The organism is Gramella sp. AN32 (assembly GCF_023718305.1).
GTDB classification, from domain to species: domain Bacteria; phylum Bacteroidota; class Bacteroidia; order Flavobacteriales; family Flavobacteriaceae; genus Christiangramia; species Christiangramia antarctica.
In genome coordinates this window covers 139,891-156,652 of sequence record NZ_QEYO01000011.1, presented here as the reverse complement: position 1 = coordinate 156,652, position 16,762 = coordinate 139,891, and the positions used below count along the sequence as shown (strand labels likewise).

The 16,762-nt window shown below is 39.5% G+C and carries 11 protein-coding genes; all 11 read left to right on the top strand.

Features of this window, described 5'->3' with window-relative positions; translation table 11 throughout:
- The first annotated feature begins 50 nt into the window (after positions 1-50).
- Complete coding sequence (locus DHD80_RS13185) at positions 51-815, top strand: SDR family NAD(P)-dependent oxidoreductase (RefSeq protein ID WP_251741838.1); 765 nt, start codon at positions 51-53, stop codon at positions 813-815.
- A 291-nt stretch (positions 816-1,106) separates the two neighbouring features.
- Positions 1,107-2,207, top strand: a complete 1,101-nt coding sequence (locus tag DHD80_RS13180) for a glycoside hydrolase family protein (RefSeq protein WP_251741834.1) — start codon at positions 1,107-1,109, stop codon at positions 2,205-2,207.
- Between the two features lie 513 nt (positions 2,208-2,720).
- Positions 2,721-3,209: an alpha/beta hydrolase-fold protein gene (locus tag DHD80_RS13175; protein ID WP_251741833.1), complete on the top strand. Its 489-nt coding sequence runs from the start codon at positions 2,721-2,723 to the stop codon at positions 3,207-3,209.
- On the top strand, positions 3,140-3,532 hold the full coding sequence (locus tag DHD80_RS13170; RefSeq protein WP_251741831.1) for an alpha/beta hydrolase-fold protein: 393 nt from the start codon (positions 3,140-3,142) through the stop codon (positions 3,530-3,532). Before DHD80_RS13175 ends, DHD80_RS13170 begins: the two co-directional genes overlap by 70 nt.
- 6 nt (positions 3,533-3,538) lie before the next feature.
- The gene (locus tag DHD80_RS13165) at positions 3,539-5,017 is read left to right on the top strand and encodes a sulfatase-like hydrolase/transferase (RefSeq protein ID WP_251741829.1); all 1,479 of its coding nucleotides are present in this window, start codon (positions 3,539-3,541) and stop codon (positions 5,015-5,017) included.
- Positions 5,018-5,139: 122 nt separating this feature from the next.
- A complete protein-coding gene (locus tag DHD80_RS13160) occupies positions 5,140-6,801 on the top strand; it encodes a sulfatase (RefSeq protein WP_251741827.1) in 1,662 nt (553 codons plus the stop codon).
- A 183-nt stretch (positions 6,802-6,984) separates the two neighbouring features.
- Complete coding sequence (locus tag DHD80_RS13155; protein WP_251741825.1) at positions 6,985-9,783, top strand: heparinase II/III family protein; 2,799 nt, start codon at positions 6,985-6,987, stop codon at positions 9,781-9,783.
- Positions 9,784-9,790: 7 nt separating this feature from the next.
- Positions 9,791-12,946 carry an alpha/beta hydrolase fold domain-containing protein gene (locus DHD80_RS13150; RefSeq protein WP_251741823.1) on the top strand — a complete coding sequence of 1,052 codons (3,156 nt, stop codon included), beginning with the start codon at positions 9,791-9,793 and terminating at the stop codon, positions 12,944-12,946.
- A gap of 8 nt (positions 12,947-12,954) precedes the next feature.
- On the top strand, positions 12,955-14,355 hold the full coding sequence (locus DHD80_RS13145; RefSeq protein WP_251741821.1) for an alpha-L-fucosidase: 1,401 nt from the start codon (positions 12,955-12,957) through the stop codon (positions 14,353-14,355).
- Between the two features lie 50 nt (positions 14,356-14,405).
- On the top strand, positions 14,406-14,939 hold the full coding sequence (locus DHD80_RS13140; protein ID WP_251741819.1) for an SGNH/GDSL hydrolase family protein: 534 nt from the start codon (positions 14,406-14,408) through the stop codon (positions 14,937-14,939).
- Between the two features lie 319 nt (positions 14,940-15,258).
- The gene (locus tag DHD80_RS13135) at positions 15,259-16,635 is read left to right on the top strand and encodes a sulfatase (RefSeq protein WP_251741817.1); all 1,377 of its coding nucleotides are present in this window, start codon (positions 15,259-15,261) and stop codon (positions 16,633-16,635) included.
- Positions 16,636-16,762: the final 127 nt, after the last annotated feature.

The following is a 16,762-nucleotide window of genomic DNA, read 5'->3' as shown; positions in this document are numbered from 1 at the left end:
GGATTATGGTGATATGGATAAAGTAGCAGTTGACGAATTGAAATAAAGAAATTATGGACTTATTTAAATTAGAAGGAAAAACAGCTTTAGTAACCGGTTGTAAACGCGGAATTGGTTTTGCCATGGCTGAAGCTTTGGCCGAAGCCGGTGCCGATATCCTTGGCGTTTCAGCCAGCCTGGAAACCAAAGGTTCGGAAATCGAAAAAGCCGTTCAGGCTAAAGGAAGAAATTTCAAAGGCTATCAATGTGATTTTTCAGATAGGAAGTCCCTGTATGCATTTATTGACAAGCTGAAATCAGAGAATCCGCAGATTGATATCCTGGTAAATAATGCCGGGACGATTATGCGCAAACCCGCCGCGGAACATCCCGATGAATACTGGGACAAAGTTATTGAAGTAAACCAAAACGCCCAATTTATCCTTTCAAGGGAGCTCGGCAAGGAAATGATAAAAAGAGGGAGTGGAAAAGTGATCTTTACCGCCTCTCTTTTAACTTTTCAGGGAGGAATTACGGTGCCGGGCTATGCCGCTTCAAAAGGAGCCATTGGGCAATTAACTATGGCTTTGTCCAACGAGTGGGCTTCCAAAGGCGTACAGGTAAATGCCATCGCACCCGGCTATATAGCAACCGATAATACCCAGGCCTTAAGAGACAATGAAGAGCGAAGTGAGGCTATACTTGCAAGGATCCCTGCGGACCGGTGGGGTGAGCCCAAAGATTTTAAAGGTCCCATTATTTTTCTGGCTTCTAATGCCAGTGACTATATGAGTGGCGCGATCCTCACCGTAGATGGAGGTTGGATGGGCAGGTAATACGCAAGGTCATTATTGAAAATTTAAAGATAACATGATGGGTTGGATCCAATAAGGAAAAGTATAGCATAAACTTTTATACGCGCCTACCGAATAAATTGGGGATCATGAATATTCCGTGATTGGGCCCTGAGTATTCATGATGACTTGCGTTCATTTTTCATACGGACATTTGTCGCCAGTAGGGGCCAAACTTATAACAATCAAATCTTAAGCAAATTACGGATAGTAAAACTTCCAATTTTGTAAGTACAGATTATTTATTATAAACCAACTTTATGGATTTACAATATGAAATTACTACCTAAGCAAGTTATATATTTATTGCTGTGTTTACTACCTGTTGTGTGCCATGCACAAAATATAATTAGCAATAACCTTCAAGAAGCTCCGGTAAACGGAGGCTTTGAAATGGAAGACTATTGGGTTTGGGGAAGTGCTGTTATAAAGGGGGAGGATGGCAAATATCATATGTATGCCTCACGCTGGCCTAAATATTTGCCTTTTCATCCAGGCTGGATGATTGCTTCAGAAATTGTGCATGCGGTTTCCAATAGACCGGAGGGGCCTTACAAATACGTAGATGTAGCCCTAGGGGCAAGGGGTACCCAATTTTGGGACGGGAGATCCTCTCATAACCCAAAAATTGTAAAATATAAAGACACTTATATCCTCTATTATATGGGCTCTACCCATCCTTTCGAAGAAGTAACCACTGAAAATGTGGATGAGTTCACCCTGGCTAGTAAATGGTGCATTGCGGGGAGGTGGAGGAAACGTATTGGGGTAGCGACCTCTAAAACCCCTTATGGCCCGTGGAAAAGACTGGATGAACCTATTTTGGATGTAGCTCCCAATACATTTTACAGTTTTCTTACTTCCAATCCCTCGCCCTTGATCAAGGAAGATGGTTCGGTGGTCATGCTTTTTAAAGGACGCAGTTATCTTGAAGATGGGATAAAACACGGAGATATGGGCGTTGGTGTGGCCACAGCCCCTTCTTTTGAGGGCCCGTATACCGTACTTGGAGATGCACCTCTATTTTCTATGGATCGTTTTGGGGAAATTGAAGATCCTGCTTTATGGAGTGATAAAAATGGTTTTCATATGCTTGCAAAAGATCAAAGGGGTCTAATTACAGGACATGAAGGCGATGGGCTATTAGCTCATTCAGAAGATGGTATTCATTGGGTTCTTGATAATAATCCCCAGGCGTATACTAAAACTGTAAAATGGGATAACGGAAAAACCATCAAACAAGGACAGTTGGAGCGTCCTTTCGTTCTTGTTGAGAATGGCCAACCAACACACTTATTTTTTGCTACTATGGATGGCCCCGGCGGGTTTGGAAATGGTACTCAAACATGGAATATGGTCATTCCGTTGAAGTAAAAGGTTTAATAGGTTTTTGATGAAAAAATCGGAAATCAATAAAGCGGTGACTAAAAAAGTTGCAAGGCATCAGATCATCTCGACATCTTGAACTTGTTTCAATGTCTCCTCCTGACTTAGTGGGATGCTGAAAAATCCCGATAGCATCGGGACAGCATGACGAAAAATCTGAATATTACTTTTAACTAGTAATATTCAGGCTATTATAATTATTTTATGGGTAAAATGGCTGTTAAGTTAAAGAGCTCGAATTATAATTTATCTATTTTTCCAACTTCAAATTATAGATTGCATGTAAATCACTGTTTTAAATTAATCGTTTTTGAAAATTGAAAAAATGGTATCTATGGAATGGTGATATTGGCTTTAAGTGATAGTTGAAGATCAAAAGGGCAAATAAATGGAAACAGGCTTTAAAATTATTTTTGGGACGTGATGAATTGAGCGGGTTTAACCAAAGGTTAAAGCATTTGAGGAATCAAAGAAAATGATTTTAAAGGAAAACAAATAAGCATGACAAAAGCTATAGTTTTTATAGCAGCTTTCTTTTTTTACGGTAACCTTTTTGCATCGCAGGTAGATACGCTTTTGGTGTATAGCAAGGCCATGAATAAGCAGGTGAAAAATGTGGTGATCACACCAAATTCCTATACAGAAAAAGGAGAAGCTTATGCTGTTGTGTATTTACTCCATGGTGCAGGTGGAGACTATAAAGCGTGGTTAGGAAAAGCGCCAGATATAAAGACCTATGCCGACTTATACAATATTATTAACGTATGTCCAGATGGGGGTAAAACCAGCTGGTATTTCGATAGCCCGGTGGATTCTTCAATGAAATATGAAACATACATTTCAAGAGAATTAGTAACAGAGGTTGATAAAGCCTATAACACTTCAGCAGATAAAAAAGCAGGGCTATCTCGGGCTATAGTATGGGCGGTCACGGTGCATTGTACCTGGCCTTTAAGCATCAGGATATTTGGGGTACAGCGGCAAGCATGAGTGGTGGCGTAGATATTAGGCCTTTTCCAACACGTTGGGACCTCTCTAAACGCTTAGGTGAATATGCTGCACATCCTGAGAATTGGGAGAAAAATACAGTTATTAATTTAGTGCATTTATTAGATGGAAAACAGTTAAAAATCCTTTTCGATTGTGGTGTAGACGACTTTTTTTATGATGCTAATGTAAGGCTTCATAAAAAATTATTACAACGAAATATTCCCCATGATTATATAGAGCGACCAGGCGGCCATACCAATGCCTATTGGAATAATTCAATAAAATATCAAATGCTTTTTTTTAATGATTTTTTTAAACAATAAATACATATGAATTTTAGAGTAATTGGTTTCTTTTTATTTGCTCTAATGTTAGGAAATGTTTCTTGCAAAACAAAAGGAACTGCCAGGCCTAAAGAATCAAATAAGGAAGAAATTGTCAAACAGCCCAACATTGTGGTGCTTTTATGCGATGATTTAGGCTATGGTGATTTAGCATCTTTCGGGCACCCAATCATAAAAACGCCCAATTTAGATAAGTTGGCAGCAACGGGGATTAAACTGACTAATTTTTATTCTACGGCTCCGGTATGTTCTCCGTCGCGAGCAGGCTTACTTACGGGTAGAAGCCCCAATAAAGCTGGTATTTATGATTTTATTCCCGGCTATAAGAAGAGTGAGGATAACCGCGATTTAGTACATCTGCAGGCGCACGAACAAACTATTCCTGCATTATTAAAATCAGTAGGATATGCCACGTGTTTGGTAGGAAAATGGCATTGTAGCTCCAGGTTTAATTCTGATGCCCAGCCGCAACCAGACGATTTCGGATTCGATCACTGGTTTGCCACACATAACAACGCCGCCCCAAGCCATAAAAATCCGGCAAATTTTGTGCGTAACGGAAAAGAAGTGGGGGAAATAGAAGGATTTAGTAGTCAGATCGTTGTGGATGAGGCAATCACATGGCTCGATCAAAAAAAGGATAATAAGCCGTTTTTCCTGGAAGTAGCATTTCACGAACCTCATGAACCCATAGCTTCCCCGGAAGATCTGGTTCAGAAGTATCTTCCGAAATCCAGAAACAGGGAAGAAGCTGAATATTTTGCAAATGTTGAAAATGTAGATCTGGCTGTAGGGCGTTTGATAGCCTATTTTGAAGCTAATAATATTGATAATACCTTGGTGGTATTTAGCTCCGATAACGGTCCGGAAACACTTATGCGATATGATAGGGCCAAACATTCATACGGCTCCCCGGGGGAATTAAAAGGAATGAAATTATGGACCAATGAAGCTGGGTTTAGGGTGCCTGGTATTATCAATTGGATAGGAAAAGAAACTTTTACAGGAACTTCAGATAAAGTGGTTTCAGCCCTGGATTATCTTCCCACATTTGCTGAACTCGCCGGGGCCGATCTGCCTAACAGCGCAATTGATGGGGAATCTTTTACTGCCCTTTTGGAAAATGGTGAATTCGATAGGAGCAAACCTTTGATATGGGTCTTTTACGATGCTATAAATCAGCGTCGTGCAGCGATGCGTAAGGGTGACTGGAAAATCATGGCACGTTTGGTTGCAGATAATGAAGAGCTGCCTCGTATTCATAATTTATACGATGGAAACGAAGAGCTAGTTAAAAATGCCGAATTAACAGATTTTGTACTTTTTAACCTGAAAGACGATATAGATGAATCTGAAGACCTATCTGAGAAGAAACCTGTAGTATTTGCACAGATGAAGCAGGAGTTTCAACAGGAGTATAATGATTTACTGCAGGGAAGCCATATTTGGGTACGTAAAGAATAATATGGAAAATCAATATATTCCATGAAAATGGATTTGGTCTATAATGCCACCGAGAGATATTATAAACTATAACTATTAATGTTAAATACAAAGTCGCTTAAATATCAAATAATAAGATCATTATGAGAAAAATAACAGCTTTTAATATACTTGCTATTTTACTGTTTGCAGGATTCATATCCTGTAAATCAGAAAAGGAATCTGTAAAAAAAACACTCCCTGAAAAGCGACCGAATATCATATTTTTAATGTCTGATGATCATGCATATCAGGCAATTAGTGCCTATAGTGATAAATTAATCCAGACGCCAAATATAGATCGTATTGCAGATGGAGGGATCAAATTCACCAATGCGAGTGTGACCAATTCCATTTGTGCTCCTTCAAGAGCTACGATACTAACTGGGAAGCATGCGCATATACATGGAAAAGTGGATAATGTTTTTCCGTTTGACGAATCGCAATTGACCTTTCCGCAATTGTTACAGGAAGCCGGTTATCAAACAGCAATGTTTGGAAAGTTACATTTTGGAAATAACCCTAAAGGGATTGATGAATTTAAAATTCTTCCCGGGCAGGGTGCCTATTATAACCCCGATTTTAATACCAACGAAGGTCAGATCACCGTGGAGGGTTATGTTACAGATATTATTATGGATATGACTCTGGACTGGCTGGAAAATAGCAGGCAGGAAGATAAACCATTCATGTTATTCTCTATGCAGAAAGCACCGCATAGAGAATGGTTGCCTGCACCCAGACATTTTAAGGAATTCACCAAGAAAAGCTTTAAAGAACCGGAAACCCTGTTCGATGATTATGAAGGACGTGGTACTGCAGCTAAAACTGCGGAAATGAATCTTTTAGAACATATGAACTGGGCCGGGGATTCAAAATTATATCCTGAAATGATGGCTGAACTTGGTATTGAAGATAAGTCGGGATGGGATATTGATGCTTTTGAACGTGAAGTAGGACGTATGAATCCTGAACAGCGTGCCGTATGGGATTCGGTATATAAGCCGATTATGGAAGAATTTAAGGAAAAGTATCCTGAAATGAATGAAACCGAATTGATGAAATGGAGATACCAGCGTTATATGCAGGATTATCTGGGTTCCATCGCTTCGGTTGATGAGAATGTTGGACGTTTACTAGATTACCTGGAAGAAACCGGACTTGATGAAAATACGATCATCGTTTATACTTCAGATCAGGGGTTCTATTTAGGCGAGCACGGTTGGTTTGATAAGCGCTTTGTGTATGACGAATCTTTTAAAACACCTTTGTTGATTAAATGGCCGAACGTTATTACAGCGGGTACTACAAATACCGAAATGGTCCAGAATCTTGATTTTGCCCAGACCATCCTGGAGGCGGCCCATGTTGAAGCACCGTCTGATATGCAGGGGGAAAGTTTAATTCCTCTTTTGCTGGGGAATGAAGAAGAGTGGACCAGGGATGCCGTGTACTATCATTATTACGAATACCCGGGAATTCACATGGTGAAAAGACATTACGCCATTGTAACCCAGGATTATAAACTTATTCACTTCTATTATGATGTAGATGAATGGGAGCTCTATGATAGGAAAAAGGATCCTAACGAAATGAATAACGTGATAGATGATCCGGAATATGCGGAAGTGGTTGTGAAATTGAAAGAGCAACTTGCCGATTTACGTAAACAATATGGTGACAGTTCAGAGCTGGATCAGGAAATACTTAGAAAATATCTGGAAGCAAAAGATAACCCCGATATCGAAACAGTGCCTTTGCATTAAAAATAATGACAGGGAAGCATTATTAAAAAAAAATTGAAACTGAAGATGGGGCTAAAGATTATGGACTATTCTATTAGATAGGTACTATTGCTATTCTTCAGACAAACCAATTATAATTTAAATTAAAAAAAGGAAAAGCAAGAGAATATCCCGCGGGCTATAACATTGAAATTAAATAATTAAATGAAAAGTGTAAAAGTAATTCTAATAGTTTGTTTTTTAATTTGTTCAAATTTCTCTTTTGGTCAGGGAACGGGTCACCCCAGAATTTATATAACAAATGAAGCTAAAAATGATTTTGTAACAAGCATTGAAAAGGTAGCATGGAAGAAGAACCTGGTCGAAAAGAAGCAACAAAACCTGGAGAAATACCTTGAGAGTTGGGAAAAAGATCCAAACTGGCTGGTTTCCAGGTTACAAATGAATTGGAAAACAAAACACGACAAGGTCTACCTAAAAGGCGGTGATTTTTCCCATTCTGAGGGGACAGCGCCAGTAGCGACGGTTAGATACTCAGGGACAAGGGATTGGGCTTCAGATTATAAACGTCCAAAACTTGAAGACGTGGAACCCTATTTTGATGACCCCAGGGGTTTATTTTTAGAAAATAAAAACACGGGTAAAAAAGAATGGATACACCCGTCTCAGGCAGGTTTTGCGATTGAAACAATCAACGAACAAATTATGGGCTTAGCGGAAGATGCCGCTTTTCTGTATTGGCTTACCAATGATGAAAAATATGCGGAATTTGCCGCCCCTATATTTCTAACCTATATGGATGGCATGCATTATAGGGACGCCCCTATAGATTTGGAAAACTCCGTTCAGCAACATATTTCGGGATTAGCAAGCTTTGAGGTGATTCATGAAGGGATTGTAGTGTCGTTGGTATCGACTTACGATTTTTTATATAATTACTTTGAGGCCAATAACACAAGCCTGGATAATGCCGTTGCGGTGTTTCAGAAATGGGGCGACCAAATCATAAAAAATGGTATTCCTGATAATAACTGGAATTTATTTCAGGCTAGATTCCTGACTTATATAGGTCTGGTTTTAGATGAAAATGCTACCTATAAAAATGGAAAAGGCAGGGAGTACTTTTTAGATCATACTTTCAACACCTCCACCGATAGACAGTTAGCCATAAAAGAATCCCTTTTAGTGTATGATCACGAAAATGGTATTTGGCCAGAATCGGCATCTTATTCGGTACATGTGATCACCACGCTTTTAAGAATATTTACATTATTGGACCATGCCACCAACAAAAACGAATTTTTAAATTATCCTATTGTAGAAAAGGCGGCTTTGGCATCTTTTCAATATTTATTCCCTAATGGGTATACCGTGGGTTTTGGAGATTCCAATCATAAAATATTACCTCCGGAAAATTTTGAGCTTTTAATAGCCAATTATAGAAAGTATGATTTACATGAAAAAGAACTCTTGCTTTCTTCTTTATTAAATAAAATTATTTTAGAGGATTTATACACCCGGGAAGCAGATGATTTTTTTCAGTTGTTTTTTTATGTGGATGATTTAAAAACTAATGACAATAAAGAAACTCCTTCCTTAAAAAGCCTCACCTCGCCAACATTTTATGCTTCTAATGTAAGTATGTTTAACCAGAGAATGGGATTGGGCGATGATGCTATTATGGTATCTACCGTAGGCTCCTTTGGGAACCACGCGCATGCCAATGGTATCTCTATAGAGCTATTTGCTAATAATTATGCTTTGGGTGCGGATATGGGTAAAGGACCGAGCTACTGGCATCCAACCCACAGAGAGTTTTACTCCAGGTTTCCCGCGCATAATACGGTGATTGTTGACGGAAAATCAGATTATAGTGCCATGCGTAGCTATAATCCGTTTAAATTAGATAATTCTTATCCCAAATCTGGTGAAACGCCAGATTTTAAAACGCTCACATTTTCCAAAGTATCATTTGTAGAACCGGAAACAGTATCCGATCAGCAACGTTTTACGGCCATTATAAAATCTCATACCGCTAAAAGTTATATGGTAGATATTTTCAGGTCAAAAAAGCAGCAGGCGGGCAACCAGAAACATGAGTATATTTATCATAACCTGGGCCAGTCCCTTAATTTATATGATAAAAAGAATAAGCACTTAGAGCTTGCGCCAACCGAAGAACTTTCTTCGAAAAACGGAGAATTAAAAGGCTACGATTATTTTTCAGATAAGTTTAAAACAGAAACATCACGAGATATACGGGCAATATTCACCTTAAAAAGTGAGGGTAATCCAGATAACTTAATGAAACTATGGATAAAAGGAAGCCCAAATCAAACAATTTATAGTGTTAAATCACCAAAATCAAATGCGCTTAGTAAGGGAACGGCCCCGGCAGAAGTTGTGAACGAACCGCTTCCTACCTTGATATTGAAGAGAAATGAGGCAGCATGGGAAAATCCATTTTCGGTAGTATTTAATCCATATATCGAGGGGAGGGAAAACCCTGTTGAGAATGTGTCTTTTTCGTCATTTGAAAAATATCCTCATACCCAAATAATAAATGTCTTACTGCATGATAAAAAGACAACAGATAGAATAGTGGTAAATGCCTCTGAAAATGATGTGGCGGCAGAAAAATCTTTCCATCAAAAAGGTTTGCTCTCCATCACCCGGCAACTAAATGCAAGGGATACATTTGATTTTCTATTTCTTTCAGGGATGTATAAATATGAAAATAATGGTTGGGATATTGTCTCTTCCGGGGAAGCATTTACCTTGTCTATCGAAAAAACAAAATCGGGCTATTTATTACATAATGATCATCCAATAACCATTAACATGCCGTTTTCAAAAGGAAAAGAACCGGCAGAATTAAGGTTGTATCAGGATGGGAAACTTGTTTCCCAACGAAAGGGAACGACGAACAGAAATAACGCTGAGCAATTGGTGTTCAAGTTGGAAAAAGCTTATGATAAGGCGGTTATTGTTTTTCCTAATTAAAATTAATATGAAACTAAATAATATCATAACAGCAATATTTTTAATAGTTTTTACCACGGCTATTTCACAGGAAAAACCTGGGCCGGTGCCTCAGGAAGCCATTTATAAGATCATCGATGGGGATACCCTGAAGTTACAATTGTATCAGCCTCAAAATTTTAAGGATGATGAAAATTACCCTGCGATTGTATTCTTTTTTGGTGGTGGTTGGAATGGTGGTAGTATCACCCAGTTTAAACCTCAGGCGGAATATTTTGCCTCCCGCGGGATGGTAACTGTTCTGGTGGATTACAGGGTTAAAAACAGGCATGGTACAACCCCTTTTGAGGCCGTAAATGATGCGAAATCTGCCATCCGGTTCCTGAGAATACATACTAAGGACTATCATATAGATCCGAATAAAATCGTGGTCTCAGGCGGTTCTGCAGGCGGACATCTTGCTGCAGCTACCACATTATTACCAGGCTTAAACGAAGAGGGAGAAGATTTATCTATAAGCACAAAAGCAAATGCCTTGATCCTTTATAACCCCGTTATAGATAATGGCCCGGATGGTTACGGATATGAGCGGGTTAAAGAGCGATATAAAGAAATTTCACCGATTCATAATATTGAAAAAGGAGCACCTCCCACCTTGTTTTTATTGGGTAGTGAAGATGCTTTAATCCCGGTTTCTACAGCTTATGAATTTAAAGATAGAATGCAAGCTGTTGGAAGCCAATGTGAAGTTATAATTTATGAGGGGCAGCCACATGGTTTTTTCAACGATTTCAAAAGTATTGAGCATTATAAAAAAACTACCCTTGCCGCAGATAAATTTTTGCAATCCCTGGGATATTTAGAAGGAGAGGCAACCTGTTGTGGACAGAAGGAAGTTGTAAATCTCCTGGTGACTAAAGAGGATATTTCTGAGGATACAAATAATACGACATTTAACCGACTTGAAGCGGCTATTGCCAGGGCCAGGGAACTACGAAAAAATGACCCTGAAATAGAAATTGATATTGAATTGCAAGCGGGCGATTATCATTTAGCTGAACCCATAGTTATACCGGCTGAGCTAAGTGGCATTAGCATCCGCGGGTCTGATGCTTCAGAAGTTAGCATAAAAGGTTCGATTCCTTTAAAACCGGAATGGCGAAAACATAATAAGAATATTTATGTAACTGAGGTAGATGGGAATCTTGATTTTGATCAGCTGATTATCGCCGGAAAAGCCCAAATTTTAGCACGTTATCCAAATTATGATGAAAATGGGCATTACTGGCAGGGGCATGCTGCCGATGCGATTTCAAAAGAACGTTTAGCTTCATGGGAGAATCCTAAAGGAGCATTCTTTCATGCCTTACATAAAGGAAGATGGGGTGGTTACCATTTTAAAATTACAGGAATAAACGATGACGGGACGGCCATTTTAGAAGGCGGACACCAAAATAATCGCCCTTCCAAACCTCACGATGAATACCGCATGGTAGAAAACGTGTTTGAAGAACTGGATAGCCCGGGGGAGTGGTTTTTAGATAAAGAACAACATGCTTTATATTACTGGCCCTCAGAAAATGTAGATATTGCAACGTCTGAAATTGAAGTTTCCGCACTTAAAAATTTGATTCAGGTGGTAGGCACTCTGGAGAATCCGGTGCGAAATGTAAGTATAAGCGATATTTCTTTTGAAAACAGCCGGCGCACGTTTATGGAAGATTATGAACCCTTATTGCGTAGCGACTGGACCATTTACCGGGGGGCAGCTTTATTTTTTGAAGGAACGGAAAATTGTACTGTAAAAAACAGTTCGTTCACGAATTTGGGAGGAAATGTGATTATGGCCAGTAAATACAATAAAGGCCTGGAAATAAAAGGGAATCATATATTCAACTGTGGGGCAAGCGCCGTATCTTTTATCGGGGATCCTTCGGCGGTTAGGTCCCCCTCTTTTAACTATGCTGAATTTGTATCCATGGCCGAAATGGATACCCTGCCCGGTCCCAAGAACGAGTTATACCCGCGCGAATGTTTAGTAGAAAATAACCTTATTCATCGCATAGGAAGGATTGAAAAACAAACGGCTGGAGTACAAATTTCTATGGCTATGGATATTACGGTACGTCATAATAGTATATATGACGTGCCCAGAGCCGGAATAAATATTGGGGATGGTACCTGGGGTGGTCATATTATCGAATTTAATGATGTATTCAATACCGTATTAGAAACCAGTGATCACGGTTCATTCAATTCCTGGGGGCGTGATCGTTTCTGGCTTCCTAATCGCAGGAAAATGGATAGCCTAACCACAGCCAGGCCGGATATGTATAAATGGGATGCGGTTAAAACAACCATTATTAGAAATAACCGTTTTCGTTGTGATCATGGTTGGGATATAGATCTGGACGATGGCTCTTCCAATTACCATATTTATAATAACTTGTTGTTGAATAGCGGACTCAAATTGCGCGAAGGTTTTGATCGTGTAGCCGAAAATAATATTATGGTAAATAATTCCTTGCATCCACATGTCTGGTTTGCTAACAGCCGGGATGTGTTCAGGCATAATATTGTAGGCGATGCTTATCAGGATGTTGGCCTGGTAGGTTGGGGAAAGGAGCTGGATTATAATTTTTTCCCTACGGAAGAAGCTATGCTGAAGTCCCGGATTTATGATAGGGATATGCATAGCAGCTATGGGGATCCCATGTTTAATGATCCTTCAACGCTGGACTTTTCGGTTGCTGAAGATTCTCCCGCATTAGAAATAGGATTTGAAAATTTCCCTATGGATAAATTCGGTGTGCAAAAACCGGGATTAAAAAAGATTGCCAAAACACCGAAGGTACCGGAGATCAAAGACCCTTCAGAAAGTAAAGGCAGCCCGGTAGTTTCCTGGTTGCGAAATAACTTAAAAAGCGTGGACTCCTCGCAGGAGCAGTCGGCATACGGCTTAAATTCAGCCGAAGGGGTCATCGTATTACGTACCTGGAAACCCAGTCCCGCCGTACAAAATGGAGGCATTAAAGAAGGGGATGTAATTCTCCAGGCAGGCGGGAAAAAAGTAAAGGATATTCAGGATTTTTTCAGGATAAATTCAGAAAATAAAACGGATAAACTGGATATTTTAGTCATGAGAAATCAGTCAGAAAAAAAATTAACAATTAACGTGAAATAAGTATTTATATGAAAAGGATAGCTTTAAAAAAATTATTAGTCATTCTGGTTGCAGTGTTTACTGCACAGCTGGGATACCCGCAGGGAGGAGAAAAAGTAGAAAAACTCTCTGATGACGAGCGAATGGAATGGTGGCGTGACGCAAAATTCGGGATGTTTATCCACTGGGGGGCATATTCTATCATTGGAGGGGAACGCGGAGAGCAGATAGCAGGGGGTGGTGCCGAATGGGCCATGGATAAGCTGGACTATACCATTGAAGAATATGAAAAATTCCCCGCTATGTTCAATCCGCAATTGTTTGACGCTGATAAATGGGTGAGCATGGCAAAAGATGCGGGGATGAAATATATTGTTCTCACCTCGAAACACCATGATGGTTTTGCGCTTTGGGATTCGAAGGTATCAGATTATGATATAATGGATGCCTCCCCTTTTAAACGTGATATTGTTAAGGAATTGGCCGAAGCTTGTAGAAAGCAAGACATTAAATTTGGCCTTTATCATTCTATTGTAGATTGGCACCACCCGCAGGCACAGGGGAATTTATTTCCTAATTATAATGCCGGTCAAAAAGATCAATCCGTGGTAAATCCGGAATTCCCAAAGTACTATGAAAATTATTTAAAACCTCAGGTAAAAGAGTTATTGACTAATTATGGAGATGTAGATATCGTTTGGTTTGATGGAGATTGGATTGCCGATTATACTACCGAAATGGGTAAAGATATGTACAGTTTTATACGTGAGATTCAGCCAAATACTATTATTAATAACAGAGTGGATAAAGGCCGAAATGGTATGGAAGGGATGGACCGTGAAGGTAATTTTGCGGGAGATTTTGGTACACCGGAGCAGGAGATTCCTGCAACCGGGATAGATTCAGATTGGGAAGCCTGTATGACCATGAACGGGTCTTGGGGCTACAAACCATCTGATGAAAACTGGAAAAGTAGTGAAGATCTTATTGAGAAGTTAGTTGATATTGTTTCAAAAGGAGGTAATTTCTTATTGAATATTGGTCCTGATGGATATGGAAGATTCCCGGCAGAAAGTATAAAACGTCTTAAAGAGATAGGAGAGTGGACTGATGCAAATGCAGAAGCTATTTATGGAGCCAAAGCAAGTCCGTTCGAAAGACCGGCTTGGGGACGCTATACCGAAAAAGATGGTGTGGTGTACGCACATGTTTTTGACTGGCCTGAAGATGGAAAATTACTTCTTGATAAAGATATTAAACTTAAAAAAGCCTCTTTACTAACGGGTGACCAGTCTAAAATTAAAGGAGAATTGACTTCTGAGGGGCTGGTTGTTAACATACCGGAAGAGGCTCCAAATGCCTATGTCTCGGTTATAAAGTTAGAATTGTTGTCTAAGGAAGACTGGGCTCAAAAAAAAAATACCAACTAGAGAATACTAAACTGGAGAGCTCACCAAAAAAGAATAATAGCGTAGTGTTTATGGGGAATTCCATAACCGAAAAATGGGTGCAGTTTGATCCGGAGTTCTTCAGTAAAAATAATTATATAGGAAGGGGTATTAGTGGGCAAACCACCTCACAAATGTTGGTGAGGTTTAGGCAGGATGTTATTGATCTAAACCCCGAAGTAGTGGTGATTCATGCAGGTACAAATGATATTGCCGGCAACACTGGGCCTATTACAGTTCCCGAAATAGCAGCTAATATTTTTTCTATGGTAGAACTGGCACAAGCCCATGATATAAAAGTAATATTGGCTTCGGTATTGCCTGCGAGCAGTTACTCCTGGAGTCCTTCAATCAATCCAATTGAAAAAATAGGCCAGCTAAATGATTTTATTAAAGACTATGCAAAAAAGAATAATGTAATTTATTTAGATTATTATTCTGCTATGGTAAATGATGAAAAAGGTTTAAAAAAGGAATATGGTAGGGATACGGTACACCCAAGCTTAAAAGGCTATGAAGTAATGGCACCATTGGTTAAAGAAGCTATTAAAAAAGCTTTAAACTAATTGTTGCCACATAAAATATTGAAAACGCCCCATCCTGCTTTTTATTTATGAAATCAGTGTGGGACGTACTATGTATAGATGAACGGGATCAAACTTTTTGATTTGAAGTGAAAATTTTTCATTGTGTGTACAATTGAAGGCATTTTTGTTTTGCCCGGCAGGGCGACGAAAGAAAAAAGGGCGAAAATTGCCGAAAAAAGGTAATTTTTTGACCCATTGAAAAATTTAAACGAGTTTAATTTAATCCTTTAAATTAATGAAGTACAGTATTTTATTGTTGTTCTTGTTAGGGTTGTTTTCATGCCAGAAAGCAACAGAAATGCCCAAAAACGTACTGCTTATTTGTATAGATGATTTGCGCCCTGAATTGAACTCGTTTGGGGCAACCTATATCAAATCTCCAAATATAGACCAATTGGCAGCTAAGGGAGTTTCTTTCAGCAAACATTATGTCAATGCACCCAGTTGCGGCCCCTCCCGTTACACCCTATTAACAGGTCAATATGGTGTTCAATATAGACGGCATTCTAACCGGCCTTTATTTTCCAGGGCTGAAGAAAAACTACGTAAGCCGGGGAAGGTAGCACCCAGTATGCCGGAGTGGTTTAAAAACCATGGTTATACTACGGTTTCAGTTGGAAAAATTTCGCACCATCCCGGAGGCAGGGGTGGCGATAATTGGGATAATGATACCATTATAGAAATGCCGAACACCTGGGATAGGCATTTGATGCCCGTTGGCGATTGGCAGCATCCCAGGGGTGCCATGCATGGGCTTGCCTATGGGAAAATACGAACTCCTGATCAAAGAGATGCAATTGAAACCGTGGATGGTAATGATAAAGCATATCCTGATGGACTTATAGCTGAAGAAGGGCTAAAGCAGTTAGAAGAGCTGGCATCATCCAATCAACCTTTCTTTTTAGCCATAGGATTAATAAAGCCACATTTGCCTTTTGGTGTGCCAAAAAAATATTTGGATTTGTATGAAGGTGTAGAGATGCCTCCCATACAGCACCCAGAAAAACCAGAAGGAGAAACTACCTGGCACCGCTCCGGGGAGTTTATGGCTTACGATCATAAAGGAAAAGACCCCAGGTTAGATATGGAATATGCCATGCAACTAAAACGCTATTATGCGGCCTGTGTGAGTTATGCGGACAAGCACGTGGGCGATATATTGAAAAAACTTAAAGAAACAGGAGCCGATAAAAATACCATTGTTGTGTTGTGGGGCGACCATGGTTGGCATTTAGGAGAACACGCTATCTGGGGAAAGCACAGCTTGTTTGAAGAATCCCTTTTGTCACCCCTTATTATTTATGATCCCGGAATGACAAAAAACAGTCAAAAAATTGATGAGATTGTAGAATCACTGGATGTTTTTCCTACCCTTTCAGAGTTGTGCCAATTGCCCAGGCCGGAGTTTGCAAGTGGTCATTCCCTGGTTCCATTAATGCAGGGGCGAGCAATAGAGAATTTATCAGCCGTAGCTTATACGTCTAGTGCCAGCACCATCAGAACCGAAAAATATCGATTTACGCAGCACGAAAGTGGAACTGAAGAACTCTACGACCATATCAATGATTCAGGTGAAACTAAAAATATAGCCGGGCAAATGCCCGAGCTTGTCAATAGATTGCGGGAAGAACTCAATAAAAAATTAGAAAGTGAAGCTTATAATTGGAATCCCTAATAGAAGGTTTTGTTTCTGCGGAAAGTAAATTCATGTTAATGATGAGATATCAAAACCGAAGATTCAGAAAAATTTATTCTGCACTTTTTTAGATAACCCTAGGAAATTATTTCAAAAAACATGTTTT